At 45.0% G+C, this 16,270-nt stretch carries 19 protein-coding genes and 1 riboswitch; of the genes, 1 reads left to right on the forward strand and 18 read right to left on the reverse strand.

The annotated features are described in order from the left end of the window. Nucleotides 1-60: 60 nt before the first annotated feature. Genes MTR82_RS11380 through MTR82_RS11390 form a run of 3 tightly spaced genes read right to left on the reverse strand, consistent with a single transcriptional unit; the run spans nt 61 to nt 3,105 of the window. Nucleotides 61-1,404, reverse strand: a complete 1,344-nt coding sequence (locus MTR82_RS11380) for a bifunctional metallophosphatase/5'-nucleotidase (protein WP_052652173.1) — start codon at nt 1,402-1,404, stop codon at nt 61-63. Nucleotides 1,405-1,417: 13 nt separating this feature from the next. After that, nucleotides 1,418-2,245, reverse strand: a complete 828-nt coding sequence (locus tag MTR82_RS11385) for a sulfite exporter TauE/SafE family protein (protein ID WP_052652175.1) — start codon at nt 2,243-2,245, stop codon at nt 1,418-1,420. After that, nucleotides 2,245-3,105: a DUF72 domain-containing protein gene (locus tag MTR82_RS11390; RefSeq protein WP_052652176.1), complete on the reverse strand. Its 861-nt coding sequence runs from the start codon at nt 3,103-3,105 to the stop codon at nt 2,245-2,247. Before MTR82_RS11390 ends, MTR82_RS11385 begins: the two co-directional genes overlap by 1 nt. Before the next feature lie 172 nt (nt 3,106-3,277). Between MTR82_RS11390 and MTR82_RS11395 the strand changes: the two genes are divergently transcribed. Next, on the forward strand, nt 3,278-3,952 hold the full coding sequence (locus MTR82_RS11395) for a DNA alkylation repair protein (protein WP_246809136.1): 675 nt from the start codon (nt 3,278-3,280) through the stop codon (nt 3,950-3,952). A gap of 85 nt (nt 3,953-4,037) precedes the next feature. Here MTR82_RS11395 and sufB read toward each other — a convergent pair whose 3' ends face one another. The 15 genes from sufB to MTR82_RS11465 form a co-directional block, all read right to left on the reverse strand. Next, entirely contained in the window at nt 4,038-5,435 is a 1,398-nt protein-coding gene (sufB, locus tag MTR82_RS11400; protein ID WP_052652177.1) for a Fe-S cluster assembly protein SufB, read from the reverse strand. Nucleotides 5,436-5,455: 20 nt separating this feature from the next. Then, complete coding sequence (gene sufU, locus MTR82_RS11405; RefSeq protein ID WP_052652178.1) at nt 5,456-5,896, reverse strand: Fe-S cluster assembly sulfur transfer protein SufU; 441 nt, start codon at nt 5,894-5,896, stop codon at nt 5,456-5,458. Beyond that, nucleotides 5,886-7,115 (reverse strand): cysteine desulfurase, encoded by a 1,230-nt coding sequence (locus MTR82_RS11410; RefSeq protein WP_052652179.1) that lies wholly within the window; start codon nt 7,113-7,115, stop codon nt 5,886-5,888. The genes sufU and MTR82_RS11410 overlap by 11 nt, the downstream gene beginning before the upstream one ends. Further along, a complete protein-coding gene (gene sufD, locus MTR82_RS11415; protein ID WP_052654576.1) occupies nt 7,115-8,419 on the reverse strand; it encodes a Fe-S cluster assembly protein SufD in 1,305 nt (434 codons plus the stop codon). Before sufD ends, MTR82_RS11410 begins: the two co-directional genes overlap by 1 nt. An 18-nt stretch (nt 8,420-8,437) precedes the next feature. Then, on the reverse strand, nt 8,438-9,217 hold the full coding sequence (gene sufC, locus MTR82_RS11420; protein WP_052652180.1) for a Fe-S cluster assembly ATPase SufC: 780 nt from the start codon (nt 9,215-9,217) through the stop codon (nt 8,438-8,440). A gap of 266 nt (nt 9,218-9,483) precedes the next feature. Next, on the reverse strand, nt 9,484-9,639 hold the full coding sequence (locus MTR82_RS17210; protein ID WP_481859807.1) for a YuzK family famiily protein: 156 nt from the start codon (nt 9,637-9,639) through the stop codon (nt 9,484-9,486). Nucleotides 9,640-9,828: 189 nt separating this feature from the next. Then, the gene (locus tag MTR82_RS11425) at nt 9,829-10,362 is read right to left on the reverse strand and encodes a hypothetical protein (RefSeq protein WP_246809137.1); all 534 of its coding nucleotides are present in this window, start codon (nt 10,360-10,362) and stop codon (nt 9,829-9,831) included. Between the two features lie 106 nt (nt 10,363-10,468). Further along, a complete protein-coding gene (locus tag MTR82_RS11430) occupies nt 10,469-11,635 on the reverse strand; it encodes a dicarboxylate/amino acid:cation symporter (protein ID WP_246809139.1) in 1,167 nt (388 codons plus the stop codon). A 195-nt stretch (nt 11,636-11,830) separates the two neighbouring features. After that, a complete protein-coding gene (locus tag MTR82_RS11435; RefSeq protein WP_052652183.1) occupies nt 11,831-12,646 on the reverse strand; it encodes a MetQ/NlpA family ABC transporter substrate-binding protein in 816 nt (271 codons plus the stop codon). Nucleotides 12,647-12,682: 36 nt separating this feature from the next. Further along, the gene (locus MTR82_RS11440) at nt 12,683-13,351 is read right to left on the reverse strand and encodes a methionine ABC transporter permease (RefSeq protein ID WP_052652184.1); all 669 of its coding nucleotides are present in this window, start codon (nt 13,349-13,351) and stop codon (nt 12,683-12,685) included. Next, a complete protein-coding gene (locus tag MTR82_RS11445; RefSeq protein ID WP_246809141.1) occupies nt 13,344-14,369 on the reverse strand; it encodes a methionine ABC transporter ATP-binding protein in 1,026 nt (341 codons plus the stop codon). Before MTR82_RS11445 ends, MTR82_RS11440 begins: the two co-directional genes overlap by 8 nt. Nucleotides 14,370-14,456: 87 nt before the next feature. Continuing rightward, nucleotides 14,457-14,560: riboswitch (SAM riboswitch) on the reverse strand. A gap of 48 nt (nt 14,561-14,608) precedes the next feature. Next, a complete protein-coding gene (locus MTR82_RS11450) occupies nt 14,609-14,920 on the reverse strand; it encodes a thioredoxin family protein (RefSeq protein ID WP_246809149.1) in 312 nt (103 codons plus the stop codon). Between the two features lie 5 nt (nt 14,921-14,925). Further along, nucleotides 14,926-15,264 carry a ribonuclease M5 gene (locus MTR82_RS11455; protein WP_052652187.1) on the reverse strand — a complete coding sequence of 113 codons (339 nt, stop codon included), beginning with the start codon at nt 15,262-15,264 and terminating at the stop codon, nt 14,926-14,928. Nucleotides 15,265-15,425: 161 nt separating this feature from the next. Beyond that, the gene (gene gcvH, locus MTR82_RS11460; RefSeq protein ID WP_052652188.1) at nt 15,426-15,806 is read right to left on the reverse strand and encodes a glycine cleavage system protein GcvH; all 381 of its coding nucleotides are present in this window, start codon (nt 15,804-15,806) and stop codon (nt 15,426-15,428) included. Nucleotides 15,807-15,883: 77 nt separating this feature from the next. Continuing rightward, entirely contained in the window at nt 15,884-16,237 is a 354-nt protein-coding gene (locus tag MTR82_RS11465) for an arsenate reductase family protein (RefSeq protein ID WP_246809152.1), read from the reverse strand. Nucleotides 16,238-16,270: the final 33 nt, after the last annotated feature.

The following is a 16,270-nucleotide window of genomic DNA, read 5'->3' on the forward strand; positions in this document are numbered from 1 at the left end:
TTAGTTAGCATAGCCCATAATTAAGACAAAATCAACTGTGTTTCAAGTTCGAATATTCTTTCATTTTAACGTTTTGCTTCTGAAATATTGGCTAAATACATCCCGCAGGAATTCAGGCATAAAGTATTTTTTCGGAGCGCGTTTCAAGGACGGGAAAAAATAGCCGAACGTGAACATATCCAAAGTGATCAGTTTATAGGTTTGGTCTGGATTCGCTGGAATTTCCCCGATGAATAATTGCCGATTCTCCATGGACAGATTGATGCGGATCATTTTGCCGAAAACCGCTCCCCGGAAACCCATCCCTTTCAATTCAATTTTCGGCCAATCGGCATTCAACGATTGCAGATAAATTTCTTTCAGCTCGGCGCCTGTCAATTCGATTAAACAAGGATTGATCGGATGTGGCAGCATCTTATGAAAATCGTAGCGCGTCGCTGTCCCGAGCGGCATATTTTCCATAAAGAGGCCTGCATTGAAGATGGCGCAATCCGCACCTGAAAATTCAATCATCGCTTCCCCAAACATCTCAGCAAGTTTCGAGTCCCTAAACCAGTCTGCATCCAGTACCTGTTCATTGTAGAAAATTGGATCATTCAATTGTTCTTTGCCTTGTGCAATGAGCAAATCATCAAAATCTTCTTCTACACTTTGAAGCAAAGCTGTTTCGATTAAATCCGCTTCTTTGGCGCCGGTTTCTAAATCGACCGCGATATGGCCGATGTACATGCCAAATTTGCCTGCCGCTCCAAGCAATGTATCCCCTATTACTTTCCCTTCATGGAAAATGTGGTGGGTGTGTGCGCCAAGCAAAACATCGATTTCCGGACATAACTCCACTAGCTGTTCATCTTCTTTTATGCCGAGATGAGACAGGCAGATGATGAAATCCGCTTGATCTTTAACCGTTTCAACGGCTTGAACAATTGAATCCTTCGCATCGGTCACTGTCCATCCCAAACGCCGATAGAACGGCGTGAATTCGGCTGTAGCCCCGACCAAAGCCAGCCTTATCCCGCTCTTTGTTTCCATTACATGAAAAGCTTTTGCCCATTCTGGGCGGCTGCCATCCAAATCAAATAAATTCGCCACAATGACTTCAAAATCCGCTTGCAGATAAAGCGAATTGAGCTCTTCTTTCGCCAAGGTGATGCCTTCATTATTGCCGATGGTCACAGCGTCGTAGCCTGCGCCGTTCAGCAATTCGATATTCCCTTTACCGGAAGTTCCTTCGGTGAAAGGGTGCGAGCGGTCCACGTGGTCGCCGATATCCAGGACTAGGCAAAAATCTCCCGCTTCTTCGTGCCAGCGCTTTCGCTCTTTCAGTAATGACCGGATGCGCGGCCAATTTGCAAAATGGCTGTGCACATCGTTTGTATGATAAATGTGAAGGGTTTCACCCATGACTTACACCTCTTTAAGAACTAAATATTCCTTCGTAAACAGACCGGAGCCCTAAAACCAACAAAGCAATCCGCAAAATAACGACGAGTGTCCCGGAATCCACTTTTTTATTCCATGCGGCTCCTATTTTTGCCCCGACATAGGCTCCTGGCACCACTGCCAGCGTATAAAGCCATGGAACGTTGCCAAGCGAAAGATGGGTGATGGAATTGACAATGGCCGATAAAAACACCATGAACATCGAAGTCCCAACCGCCACATGGGGAGGAAATAAGAACAGTAGAATCATGGCCGGCACCATGATCGATCCGCCGCCAATGCCGAATAAACCAGAGGCAAAGCCTACGCCAAATGTTAATAGCAGCGCAAACCACACAGGATAGCCGTATACATATTCCTTGTTCATCGAATCCCGGAAAGTGAAATTCCGGCCGTTTTGCACAAACCAATGGACCGCTTTTAACCGGTCTTTCACCAATAATAACAAGGCCAGAAAAACCAATAGAATACCGAAATACAATTGAAATGAAGGAAGATCCAATCCTTTATTGACAAAAGCACCGATAATCGTCCCCGGTGCGCTGCCGGCAAAAAAGAGCAGGCCGCTCCGGTAATCCACTGTCTTGACTTTCATATAAGAAAGCGTAGAGGACAGGCCGGTGAAAATCATCATGATCACAGATAGCCCGACAATTTTCTGAGGCGGAAGTTCTGGAAAAAAGGCGAACGAAGTTCCGAGAAAAAGCATCGCCGGCACTAAAATAACGCCGCCTCCAAGGCCGATTAGCGCTCCGACGATACCCGAAAGCAAACCGACAAGCGCGATCAAAAGAAAGATCATCAAAACCCTCCATCGAATAAATCAAGCTGCTTCGGCGATAGTCCATTGAATTCCAATCCGTTCATTTCCTGGAATTGCTTCGCATCTCCTGCGGCGTGTCCGCCAGAGTTATTATTGAAAACAATATAAACCCGGTCCGTCGATTTTTCCAGAAGTTTGGCCGCTTCGCTGATTTCTGCCAGTTCTTTTTCATTATAATCGTAAAGATAGCGCACTTCCCGCCATTTTTGGCCATGGCCCGGATTCAGCCAGCCATGGACATTTCGCCCATGGAGCCGTATCAAAACTTTGTCTTCCCGTGTAGATACAGGAACCAAAGGAATCGATCCTTCGCCCGCTTGCGGTTCATCGCAGACAGAGTGAATCAGGTTGTTCTCTCTGAAAAACTCAAGCGTCTTATCGCGAAGTTCAGGCGCATACCAGGATTGATGGCGGAATTCTACCGCCAGATCGAATTCTTTCAGGCGGCCCGTGATTTCACGGATCTGCTCCACATTGTCTTTTTGGCAATCAAACCACGGGGGAAACTGCAATAGCACCATCGCCAATTTTCCAGCTTCTTTTAGCGGCCGTATCGATAAAATAAAGGCCTCGAACATTTTGTCACGGCTTTCAAACGGGTTTTCTCCCCGTTGATGCCCAGTCATCCCCTGGTAAGCTTTGACGACAAATTGGAAGCCTTCCGGCGTTTCGTTGATCCACTTCCGGATATTCCGTTCAGGCTGGACCGCATAGAAAGAAGAATCCAATTCTACAATTGGAAAATGTGCACTATAGTCAATTAACTTTTCTGTTTTTTTAGAACCTGGGCTATAGACATCCGGATGGTCGCCCCATCCAGTCAATCCTACATATATCATGAGTCCGCCTCCAATATTCGTTGTTATTTTATGATAGCATAGAAAAAATAAGGCGTCTTATTAAGAGCTGCCTTTGAAGGAAAAGGATGCTTATAAAGCGAAAATATCCTTTATTCCCTTTTCCCAGTTCCTTCCGAAATTACACTTATCTATAGAACAGGAGCAAGCCGCCATGAAAAAAACGTGGGATCATCAAGCACTTGTTGAAAAATTTGAAGCGAACCGGAATGGGGAGCTGGCTTTGCCGATGGCTGCTTATATGCGCAACCAATTCCCTTTTCTCGGCATTAAAACCCCGCTCAGAAACGCTTTATTAAAACAGCAGTTCGAAGAATATCACTTGCCTTCAACCGATCAGCTCATTGAAGAAGTCTGGAAACTATACCGCTTGCCGGAGCGGGAATATCATTATGCCGCCATCGCTTTGCTTGAAAAAAGGAAGGGCCAGTTAACGCTAAAAGACCTCCCTGCTTTAAGGCAGTTTATTGAAAGCGACTCTTGGTGGGACAGCGTAGATTCGATTGCACCAAAAATTGTCGGCCATGTTGTGGCTACAGACCGGCTGCAGGGATCAGCTATCATGCTTGAATGGTCAGAGGCTGATAATATGTGGACAAATCGGGCCGCTATTTTGCACCAATTGAAATACAAACGGGAGACCGACAGAGAATTATTGGCTATGATCGTTCAGCAGCACGCAGCCTCTACAGAATTCTTCATCCAGAAATCGATCGGTTGGGCATTGCGGGAATATGCCAAAACCAATCCGGAATGGGTCGGGTCTTTTACGGGACGTCATTCGCTTATGCCGCTCAGCCGACGGGAAGCATTGAGAAATATCCATTAAGAAACTGGTATGCTGCCGATAAAATGAGCAGGATTAACAAAAAAGCCCGGCGCCTTATAGGCACCGGGCTTTCTGTATTGGAAAATTAACCGATAGAGCCTTCCATTTCGAACTTGATTAAACGGTTCATTTCTACCGCATATTCCATTGGAAGTTCTTTTGTGAACGGTTCGATAAAGCCCATTACGATCATTTCTGTCGCTTCTTGCTCAGAAACGCCGCGGCTCATCAAGTAGAACAATTGCTCTTCCGATACTTTCGAAACTTTCGCTTCGTGCTCCAATGAAACATTGTCGTTCAAGATTTCATTGTAAGGGATGGTATCTGAAGTTGACTGGTTGTCCATGATCAACGTGTCACATTCAATGTTTGAACGTGCGCCATCCGCTTTACGGCCGAAACGGACAATTCCTCGGTACGATACTTTACCGCCTTGTTTCGAAATGGATTTCGAAACAATTGAAGATGAAGTATTCGGAGCCAAGTGAATCATTTTAGCTCCAGCATCCTGGTGCTGCCCTTTCCCTGCAATCGCAATGGAAAGCGTCATTCCGCGAGCGCCTTCACCGCGAAGGTAGACAGCTGGGTATTTCATCGTCAATTTAGAACCGATGTTGCCGTCGATCCATTCCATTGTACCGTTCGCATCAACGAATGCGCGTTTTGTTACAAGGTTGTAGACGTTGTTCGCCCAGTTTTGGATCGTTGTATAACGGCAGTAAGCATCTTTTTTCACAATGATTTCAACAACTGCTGAGTGAAGTGAATTCGTTGTATAAACCGGTGCTGTACAGCCCTCTACATAGTGAACGCTTGCGCCTTCATCAACGATAATCAATGTACGTTCGAATTGTCCCATGTTTTCCGAGTTGATGCGGAAATAAGCTTGAAGCGGAGATTCCACTTTAACGCCTTTTGGCACATAGATGAACGATCCGCCTGACCATACCGCTGTATTTAGCGCAGCAAATTTATTGTCAGCAGCTGGAATAACCGTCTGCCAGTACTCTTTGAACAGGTCTTCGTTTTCGCGAAGCGCAGCGTCCGTGTCTTTAAAGACGATGCCCATGTCCTCAAGTTCCACTTTCATGTTGTGGTAAACCACTTCTGATTCATACTGCGCAGAAACACCGGCAAGGTATTTTTGCTCCGCTTCAGGAATCCCTAATTTGTCGAATGTGGCTTTGATTTCGTCTGGAACTTCGTCCCATGAAGTTTGGCTCGCTTCCGACGGTTTTACATAATACGTAATTTCGTCAAAATTCAAAGCGTTTAAATCTCCGCCCCATTGCGGCATTGGCATTGAATAGAACAATTTCAATGCTTTTAAGCGTGATTCGAGCATCCATTCCGGTTCACTCTTGATGTTTGAGATTTCACGAACGATTTCTTCCGTCAATCCGCGTTTTGAGCGGAAAACGGATACGTCTTTGTCGTGGAACCCATATTTATAATCACCGATTTCCGGCATTTTTTTAGCCATCATCGTTCCTCCGTTCTTCGTTACGATTTGTCTTCGTTTTGTACGCCTTTTTCCATCGCTTTCCAAGCAAGCGTGGCACATTTGATCCGCGCCGGGAATTGGGAAACGCCTTGCAAGGCTTCAATATCGCCAAGGTCAATGGAATCATCATAATCTTTGCCAAGCATCATATCTGAAAAGATGCTTGAAAGTTTCATTGCGGTATCGACATCTTTTCCTTTTACGGCTTGCGTCATCATCGAAGCGGATGCCATCGAAATCGAGCATCCTTCTCCGTCGAATTTCGCATCTTTAACGATGCCATCTTCCACTTGCAAAGTCAAATGAATGCGGTCGCCGCACGTCGGGTTGTTCATATCGATTTTTACGTTTTCATTTTCCAGCGTGCCTTTATTGCGCGGCGTTTTGTAATGATCCATGATTACGCGTCGGTATAATTGATCTAAGTTATTAGTAGACATCGTTGAAATACTCCTTTGCCGAACGCAATCCTTCTACTAAACGGTCGATATCCGACTCGTTATTATAGAGATAGAAGCTTGCGCGTGCTGTAGCTGATACCTCCAGCCATTTCATAAGAGGTTGAGCACAATGGTGGCCGGCGCGAACAGCAATGCCGTTCATATCAAGGACGGTCGCCACATCATGAGGATGGACATCCTCCAGGTTGAACGTCACAATGCCCGCCCGTTTCGCAGGATCTTTCGGTCCGTAAATCGAAAGGCCTTCGATTCCACTCATCTTATCCATCGCATAGGCAGCCATTTGATGTTCATGTTTTTCAATTTCATTCAATCCGATTTCGTTCAAGAAGTCGATCGCTGCACCGAGTGCAACCGCTCCAGCGATAATCGGGGTTCCGCCTTCAAATTTCCAAGGCAGTTCTTTCCATGTAGAGTCATATAATCCGACGAAGTCAATCATCTCTCCGCCGAATTCTACAGGCTCCATGTCGTTCAATAAAGCTTTTTTGCCGTATAGGACGCCGATGCCTGTCGGACCGCACATCTTATGCCCGGAAAAAGCGAAGAAATCGCAGTCCAACTGCTGCACATCAATTTTCAGATGCGGGGCAGCTTGTGCTCCGTCCACTACCATGACTGCTCCATTTTCATGGGCAATCTCAGCAACTTCCTTAACAGGATTCATCGTTCCAAGAACATTGGATACATAGACCATGGAAACGATTTTCGTGCGTTCAGTAACTGCGGCACGAACTTGCTCCAATGAAATCGTTCCATCTTCTTCAAGCTCGACGTATTTCAAAATGGCTCCGCGTTCTTTTGCCAATTGCTGCCATGGAATGATATTGGAATGGTGCTCCATGTAAGTAATGACGATTTCATCGCCTTCTTCAACATTGGCTCTGCCGTAGCTTTGCGCTACTAAGTTGATGGCCGTTGTCGTTCCGCGAAGGAAAACAACTTCTTCTGTTGAATTGGCATTGATGAAATTCCGGACTTTCTCACGAGCGCCTTCATATTTTTCCGTAGCCCGGTTGCCGAGGGTATGTACTCCCCGGTGGACGTTGGAGTTATCGAATTCGTAATAAGACTTTAACGCTTCGATAACCTGGACCGGTTTTTGAGAAGTAGCTGCGCTATCCAGATAAACAAGCGGATGGCCATTTATTTCCTGATTTAATATAGGGAAATAGCTTTTTATCTCTTGGTTGATCATTAGCGGACTTTCCTTTCGATAACCTCCGTCAATTGCTTTTTAACGCCTTCGATTGGCAGCACATTAACAACTGGCGCCAAGAAACCGTGAATAACAAGACGTTCAGCCTCTTGTTTTGTAATCCCGCGGCTCATTAAGTAATACAATTGAAGCGGATCAACGCGGCCGACAGATGCAGCGTGGCCGGCTGTTACATCATCTTCATCAATCAAAAGAATCGGGTTCGCATCTCCGCGAGCCGCTGGGCTCAGCATCAATACGCGTGATTCCTGTTCAGCATTGGCTTTTGTCGCGCCATGCTCGATTTTGCCAATGCCGTTAAAGATAGAAGAAGCAGAATCTTTCATGACACCATGCTTCAAGATTTGGCCATCAGAGTTTTTGCCCCAGTGGATTACTTGAGTGGTAAAGTTTTGTTTTTGCGTTCCGCGTCCGACAACTACCATTTTTGTATCGCCGATTGAATTATCGCCGATTAAATGCGTTGTATTTTCAGAAATCGTGTCGCTGTCGTTCATCATGCCGATTGCCCACTCAATGCGTGCATCGCGTTTTGCAATTCCGCGGCGATTCACGTAAGTTGTGAAACCTTCTGCCAAAACGTCTACAGCACCGTAAGTGATGCTTGCGTTGTCTTCAGCAATCACTTCAGAAACTATATTCGCTAATCCATTAGAATGCGGAATTGTTGAGAAATAGTTTTCGACATACGTTACTTTACTGCTTGTATCCGCTACAACCAATACGTGGTTGAAAAGAGATGCCTGCTCGTCGTCGTGGATGAATACCACTTGTACCGGCTCTTCAATTTCAACGTTTTTAGGTACGTATAGGAACACACCGCCATTTAAAAGAGCAGCATGGAGAGAAGTCAATTTATGCTCTTCAGCACGAACAGCTTCTTTCATGAAGTATTTTCCGACAAGATCGCTATGTTCGCGGATTGCCGTGAAAATATCCGTCAAAATAACGCCTTTCGCTTTCAAGTCTTCTGAAAGAGCCGAGTAAGCAGGAGTGTTATTGTGCTGGATATAAATATTTTTTTGTTCTAAGTCTACGACTGATTTCACTTCTTCCGGCAATTCTTCTAAAGAGCTGTAAGTTGAGCTCTCCACAGCGTGCACCGGAAATTCCGTGAAATTCCATTTGTCGATCTTTGTCTTATCCGGTTTTGGCAGCGGTAAAGCTTCTGCAGCTGCCAGCGCCTGGATGCGCAAGTTTGTAAACTCTTCTGGTTCTTTATGAGAAGCCGAGAAGGAGCGCACGTCCTGCTCGGTCACTTTAATATTCGTTTCAACCGTCACGTTAGTCTCCCCTTCCAATTATGCTTCCTGTCCTACAGTCTCGTCTTCAATTCCAAGTTCAGCTTTGATCCAGTCATAGCCTTCCGCTTCCAGTTTGTGAGAAAGTTCTTCTCCGCCTGATTTCACGACACGGCCCTGCATCATTACGTGGACATGGTCCGGAGTGATGTAGTTCAGCAAACGCTGGTAGTGAGTGATGATCAAGCAGCCGAAGTCTTCGCCTCTCATTTGGTTAACGCCTTCAGAAACTACTTTCAATGCATCAATGTCCAAACCGGAATCGATTTCATCAAGAACAGCGATTTTCGGTTTGATCATCATCATTTGAAGAATTTCGTTGCGTTTTTTCTCGCCGCCGGAGAAACCTTCGTTCAAGTAGCGCTGAGCCATATCCTGGTCCATATCAAGAACGTCCATTTTCTTATCCAATTCACGGATGAATTTCATCAATGAAATTTCATCGCCTTCTTCACGGCGAGCATTCATAGCCGAACGCATAAAGTCGGCATTCGTCACACCAGAAATTTCGCTTGGGTATTGCATTCCAAGGAAAAGGCCAGCGCGAGCGCGTTCATCAACTTCCATCTCCAGAACGTCTTCGCCGTCCAAAGTGATGCTTCCTTGCGTCACTTCATATTTAGGATGGCCCATAATAGCTGAAGCCAATGTAGATTTCCCAGTTCCGTTAGGTCCCATGATTGCATGGATTTCCCCTGTATTAATTGTTAAGTTCACACCTTTTAAAATCTCTTTGTCTTCGATTTTAACGTGTAAATCTGTAATGACCAAAGTTGACATGTAAATACCTCCATAAAGTGAATTTTGAATGGAAACCATTCTTAATTAGTATCATTCTAATCTTAACCCAAATCCACTTGAGTAGCAAATCTTTAAACCGAATCAAAAATTGTGTTAAAAACATTTTATAACCCTTATTTTAACAAGGTTTTTAAAGAGAAATTCCATTTGAGCTGCATGAATTTTATTTTCAATACCGCTCAACTAAATGAGAATACATATCAATAAAAAAACCAGCGCTCATTCGCGCTGGCCCTGCTTTTCTATTAGTCACGGTGTACTAGACGCTCTAAACGAGCAGCCACTTGCTGGCCTTGCTGATAATCTCGTTCTCTCCGTTGTTCCACTTGTACAATCTTGTCAGTGTCGTTTTGATATTCGTCGATACCAAATCCGTGTACGTCTCTAAACGCCTGTTCCATCTTTTCGGTATGTTCAATTCCGTGTGAATCGATAATGAACCATTCCTCTCTGATTTTGTTTCACTCTCATTATACCCCTTGTTTTCCAGCAAAAACCCATTTAAGCGGATTTTTCTGAAATTAGCCCCATCGTCGGATAAAATTGATGTAAAACAAAAGACCCAGGCTAGGCTGGGTCTTCAGAGTTGATTATTGAGATACTTCGTTAAGAAGGCTTGAAGGAATTAATCCCTGCTCTTCTAGTAATGCGTTAAGTTTTTCATCAGCCTCTGTGAATTTTGCGTTTGCTGCTTCAAAAGAAGGCGCTTCTTTTGTCAGCTCTTCCGCTTTCATGTCGTAAGCTTCTTTAATCGATGCGAATGAAGTTTCAAGATCTGCTTGCTGCTCTTCCAACTCAGCAGGAATTTCAATTCCCTCGACAGCTTTCGCTGATTCTTCTGCTGAAGTTTTTGCAGCATCTTTCATTGTTTGAAGATCTGAACCTTCTGGAAGCGTTTCTTCCGCTTGGGCATTTTCATAAGCGTTCAAGTCGCCGTCAACTGCGTTGATCGTTTTCGAAATGGAAAGATAGAATTTCATCATTTCCTGTTTTACATCCCCATTTTGCTCAGTTGTTTCTTCTGTTTCTTTATCGGTTGAAGCTTTTTCATCAGAAGCTGTATCATCGCTGCAAGCCCCTAAAAATAATGCAGCCGAAAAGCCGATTGCAAGTAGTTTTTTCATGATGTTTTCCCCCTTGGTATCATAATCCTTCCATATAATAGCATAAGCCTATAAAAGCGTATATAGTTGGGGGAATAGCCGGAATAGAGCAAATTTCAAATGTATTCTAAACCTTTTTGCCGTTTGCGAAACGGTCGACAATCATGGCCAATGCTCCGTCGCCTGTTACGTTTGTGGCTGTCCCAAAACTGTCTTGGGCCATATACAAAGCAATCATTAAAGCAATCATTGTCGGATCAAATCCAAGCATCACTTCAAGCAAACCAAGCGCCGCCATAACGGCCCCGCCAGGAACGCCGGGAGCAGCGATCATCGTCACGCCAAGCATGAAGATGAAAGGCAAAAACGAAGTGAAAGAAGGCGTTTGGCCACTTAAAAAGAGAACTCCAATTGAACAAGAAACCAAAGTAATGGTGCTGCCGGACAAATGAATCGTCGCAAACAGCGGCACTGCAAAATCTACAACTCGTTCGTTCGCTCCAGTTTTACGGGCTTGTCTTACCGTTACCGGAATGGTAGCAGCAGATGACTGCGTTCCAAGAGCCGTGAAATAAGCGGGCAACATTGTTTTCAATAAGAAAAATGGATTTTTCTTCGTCATTGCGCCTGCTGCTGAATATTGAAGCACGAGCATGACCCAATGCAAAATGAGGATCAGGACAAAAACGACAGCGAACAAGGAAAGAATTTTCGCTACCGCGCCTCCGTATGCCATATTGGCAAAAATTCCGAAAATGTGGAACGGCAACAATGGAATGATCACATAAGTGATTACTTTCTCAATGATGGACTGAAACTCTTCGAAAAATGAGAACATCGTCTTGCTGCCAGTCGAAGCCATTCCGATTCCCAGCAAAAACGCTAAAATCAATGCTGTCATGACGCCAAAAACCGGCTCCATCGGCATATCGATAAAAGAGGTTGCCAAAGATTCTGCCGGATCGTCCACACCGCTCATGGAACCTTTCTCCATAAAGTTCGGCAAAATGGAACTTGCTGCAAAGAATGCAAGGATTCCGGCAACAATTGTCGAAGTATAGGCAAAGCCTGTTGCTAGCCCCAACAGTTTTCCGGATCCTTTTCCCAGCTTTGCAATGCCGGGAGCGATAAAACCAAGAATAATGAGCGGTACAACAAAATTAAGAAAATTTCCGAAGACGGCCGTAAATGTCGCAAAGATGCGCGCCATCCATTCAGGCGCAAATGAACCGATCAAGACGCCCAAAGCAATGGCTAAAATAATTCGCGGCAATAAGCCGATTTTAAACTTCATGCGATTGTCCTCCCTAGATGAACAAATGTATATTTTATTATCTAAAAATAGCACAGAGCGCACATAATTGTAACCCATTCTCCTATTCTCGTAATATTATCATTATTCTACAAACGATATTTTTCTTTTGTTTAGCTATAATTTTCCATAAAAAAAGAAGGCTCAATTTTACTTGGGCCTTCTTTTTGGCAGTGATCAGTCAACCGGTACGACTGAACCGCCCCACTCTTCCAAGATGAAATCCTGGATTTCTTCTGATTTCAATACGTCAACCAAAGCTTTCACGTTTTCACTGTCTTCATCGCCAGCTCTAACGGCAATCACGTTTACGTATGGAGACTCAGAACTTTCCAAAGCAATGGCATCTTCCAGCGGGTTCAATCCGGCATCAATCGCATAGTTCGAGTTGATCAACAACGCATCGCCTTCGCCTGATTCATATAATTGAACCATCAATGCCGCTTCGTAGTTTGCATCAAATTCAAGATTTTTCGGGTTTTCCACGATATCGCTCACTTCAGCTACTGTCTTATCGACGCCTTCAGCTAAAGTGATCAACCCTTCTGCTTCAAGAAGCGATAAGATCCGGCCATGGTCGGCTACCGAGTTGCTCATTAGAATTGTTGCACCTTCAGGCAGTTCTTCTAATGATGCATACTTTTGTGAATAAACGCCAATTGGTTCAATGTGGATGCCGCCGGCGTTTTCAAAATCATAGCCGAATTCTTCAATTTGAGACTCTAAGTACGGGATGTGCTGGAAATAGTTCGCATCAATTTCTTCTGAATCCAAATCCTGGTTTGGCAGGATGTAATCTTGGTACGTTTCAATTTCCAAGTCAATGCCTTGCTCTTCCAGAATCGGTTTGGCTTTTTCTAAAATCTCCGCGTGCGGTACGTTGGATGCCCCGACTTTTAACGTGCTCGATTCTTCGCTTGATCCGCCGTTGTCGCTTCCGCAGCCTGCTAATGCCAGTACGGATAGTAATGTTCCTGCTACAAGTTTCTTCATGTTTGTGATCTCCCTTTTTTCTAAAATGTTTTATGGTTAACGCTTATCTGAACGAGTGGTCATCCAATCGCCGATAAATTGAATTGCAAATACAATCACCAAGATCAAAATTGTCGCCATCAGCGTGACATCTTCACGGCTCCGTTGGAATCCATCAAGGAAAGCCAAAGTCCCCAGTCCACCGGCACCAATGATGCCGGCCATCGCCGTATAGCCGACAAGTGCGATAGCGGTAACAGTAATTCCTGAAAGCAGCGCCGGCTTGGATTCCGGCAAAAGCACTTTGCGGATAATCGTCCACGTGGTCGCTCCCATTGAACGCGCAGCTTCAATGACGCCTTTGTCAATTTCTTTTAACGCAATCAACACCATGCGTGCATAAAAGGGAGCAGCACCGATAATCAGAGCAGGCAACGCCGCGTTCGGTCCGCGAATGGTGCCGATCAGGAATTTTGTAAATGGAATCAATAAGATAATGAGAATAATAAACGGAATAGACCGGAAAATATTGACAAATGCACCCGTCAGCCAATTGACAATGCTATTTGCCCATAATTGTTTTGGTGCTGTCAAAAAGAGTACGATTCCGAGAACCAGCCCAATGACAAATGTGAAAAACGTGGACATGGCCGTCATGTAAAGCGTTTCAAGCGTCGCTTCCCACATGTTCTCCCAATCAACGTTCGGGAATAATGATTCAACCATTTGACATCACCTCCGTTTGAACGCTTTCCGCATTCAAGTAAGCGAGCGCCTCGCTAATTTCCTGGGCAGAGCCTTTCATCTGTAAAACCAAGGTTCCGTAAGCGCCGCGCTGCGTATGGGCGATGTTCCCTTGCACGATGTTGACATCGACTGGATACTTGCGGATCAATTGAGTTAAAATCGGCTGTTCGGTCTGGTCGCCGACAAAGACCAATTTGACCAATTCGCCCGTCGGATACAGCTTCCGCAGATTTTTTATCGTTTCCTGGGAGTCTTCCGTATCCGTCACCTGGGCCACAAAGCGCTCTGTAATTTCTGCTTTTGGCGACTGGAAAACTTGCAGCACATCGCCGAGCTCTACTACGCGCCCGCCTTCCATTACAGCTACCCGGTGGCAAATCTTCCGGATGACGTGCATTTCGTGGGTAATCAAAACAATCGTCAATCCGAGCCGCTTGTTGATATCGACCAGCAATTCGAGAATCGAGTCCGTTGTTTGCGGATCCAGCGCAGAAGTCGCTTCATCGCAAAGCAGCACTTCCGGTTCGTTCGCGAGTGCTCTTGCAATGCCGACCCGCTGTTTCTGCCCGCCTGACAGCTGGGATGGATACGCATTTTCCCGTCCTTTTAAACCGACCAATTCGACCAGTTCCAATACACGCGCATCTCGCTTGTTTTTCGGCACACCTGCGATTTCAAGCGGAAATTCAATATTCTCTTTGACCGTGCGCGACCACAGCAAGTTGAAATGCTGGAAAATCATGCTGACTTTCTGCCGGGCTTTGCGAAGTTCGCTGCCTTTTATCGCCGTGATGTTTTGGCCATTGATGACAACCGATCCGCTTGATGGTTTTTCCAAACCGTTCAATAACCGGATCAACGTACTTTTACCGGCGCCGCTATAGCCGATGATGCCGAAAATTTCACCGGCTGCAATGGACAAGTCCACATCATCAACGGCGGTAAGGGCCCCTTTTCCTGTATCGAATACCTTCGATAGTTTTTTCAATTCAATCATCTTTTACAACTCCTGCCCCCAAAAATAAAAAACCCTTCTGCGCAGCATTGAGCAGAAGGGTGAACGTGCAATAACACGATAACCGTTCTCTCATCTTCCAAAGTCAGACTTTGTGTGATTTGGCACCATTTCATTTTCATGACGGTTGCCGGGCTTCATAGGGCACTTCCCTCCACCACTCTTAATAAGAGTTACGCTATTTAATTAGTAATCAGAAATTCAATTTACCATGCAGGGATTTATTCGTCAACCGTTTTTAACTTTTCGTATAAAAAAGGCACCGAATGAAACGCATAGATCTTTTCCTTCAATTGGCCATTCTCTGTAATGAGGAGGCATGGCACGCTTTCGACTTGATACAAAGAAGCGATTTCCTGCACATAGTTTAAATTCGCTTTGCCCAGCCGGACATGCGGCACCAGCTCTTTAACGACATCCATCATTTTGGAAGCTACCTGGCAAGTCCCGCACATCGGCGTATATAAATAGTAAGCGGCTGATTGATGGGTGTTCTTTTCTTTCAGCCATTCTTTATGTGTCCATTCATTCATCTTGTTCATCCCTCGGTTACTAGCTTATTGACTTGAACATTTGCTGAAATCAGTACGTCCAGCAAGATCCGGATCGGTGTTGCCGCCACTTCCTTATAGCTTCGGTTGATATAGAAATGCCGGGCTTCCGGAAATTCCCGTTTAACTAGTTTCCGGAGCTGTTCACCTGATTTATCCGCGTCTACCAGAATGATGATATCCAGATCCTCATAAGGCAGCAGCAATTCTTCAAGCCTTGACGCACTTACTGTACCATTTGTGCATAGAATCGTCACGGGTTCTGCAATGAGCGGTGCAATTCGGGTTTTGTCGCTGCGCCCTTCAACCACGATCACCTTTTCCATAAGACTACACCTCACAGGAAGTAGATAGCTGCCTCAATTTGCAAAAGCTTTTAAGCATGGGTTCATACATCTTATTATAAAACGATTGCTGGATTTGTTCTAGGATCCTGCCTGTTCAAATTTGGGGGATGAAAAAAAGCGCCCGAAAAGGCGCTTCGATTTTATTCGTTGATCATTTCTTTGTATTGGTCTGCAGTCATCAATTCGCCAACTTCAGCTTCATTCGGAGATTCGATTACCACCATCCATGCTTGTTCGTATGGAGACTCGTTCACATGTTCCGGATTGTCTTCAAGTTCCGCGTTCACTTCGATGACACGTCCACTGATTGGTGCGTATAATTCTGATACCGTTTTTACCGATTCAACGCTGCCGAATGGCTCATCTTTCTTAATTTCGTCGCCGATTTGCGGAAGCTCAACAAACACGATATCGCCAAGTTCAGCTTGTGCAAAATGCGTAATGCCAATGCGGGCAGTGCCGCCTTCTACTTTTACCCATTCATGTTCTTTTGAATAACGAAGTTCTTGTGGTGTACTCATCGAAATCCCTCCAGATATGTAGTTAACTCAATTTCAGTTTGACATAAACCTCATTGAAATACAAGATTTCAAATGCGTCAGAGCCAAGCATTCTGATAATCCGCTTCCTTGAACCCAAGCGTCGTTTTCTGGCCGTCAAAAGCCAGCGGACGTTTGATCAGCATGCCGTCAGATGCCAGCAATTCCAGCTGCTCGTCTTCGGACATATTAGATAACTTTTCTTTCAAGCCGAGCGATCGGTAGATCATGCCGCTAGTATTGAAGAATTTCTTCAATTCCATGCCGCTGCTCTCGTAAATCTTTCTTAGCTCTTCTTTTGACGGCGGATTTTCAGCGATGTGGATCTCATTGAATTCCACGCCGTTCTGCTCCAGCCATTTTTTCGCTTTGCGGCACGTTGTGCATTTTGGATAAGCGTAATAGGTAATCATATAGAAACCTCCTTTTCCACAAGCTTACCAAAA

This window comes from Planococcus ruber (genome assembly GCF_022819085.1).
GTDB classification, from domain to species: domain Bacteria; phylum Bacillota; class Bacilli; order Bacillales_A; family Planococcaceae; genus Planococcus; species Planococcus ruber.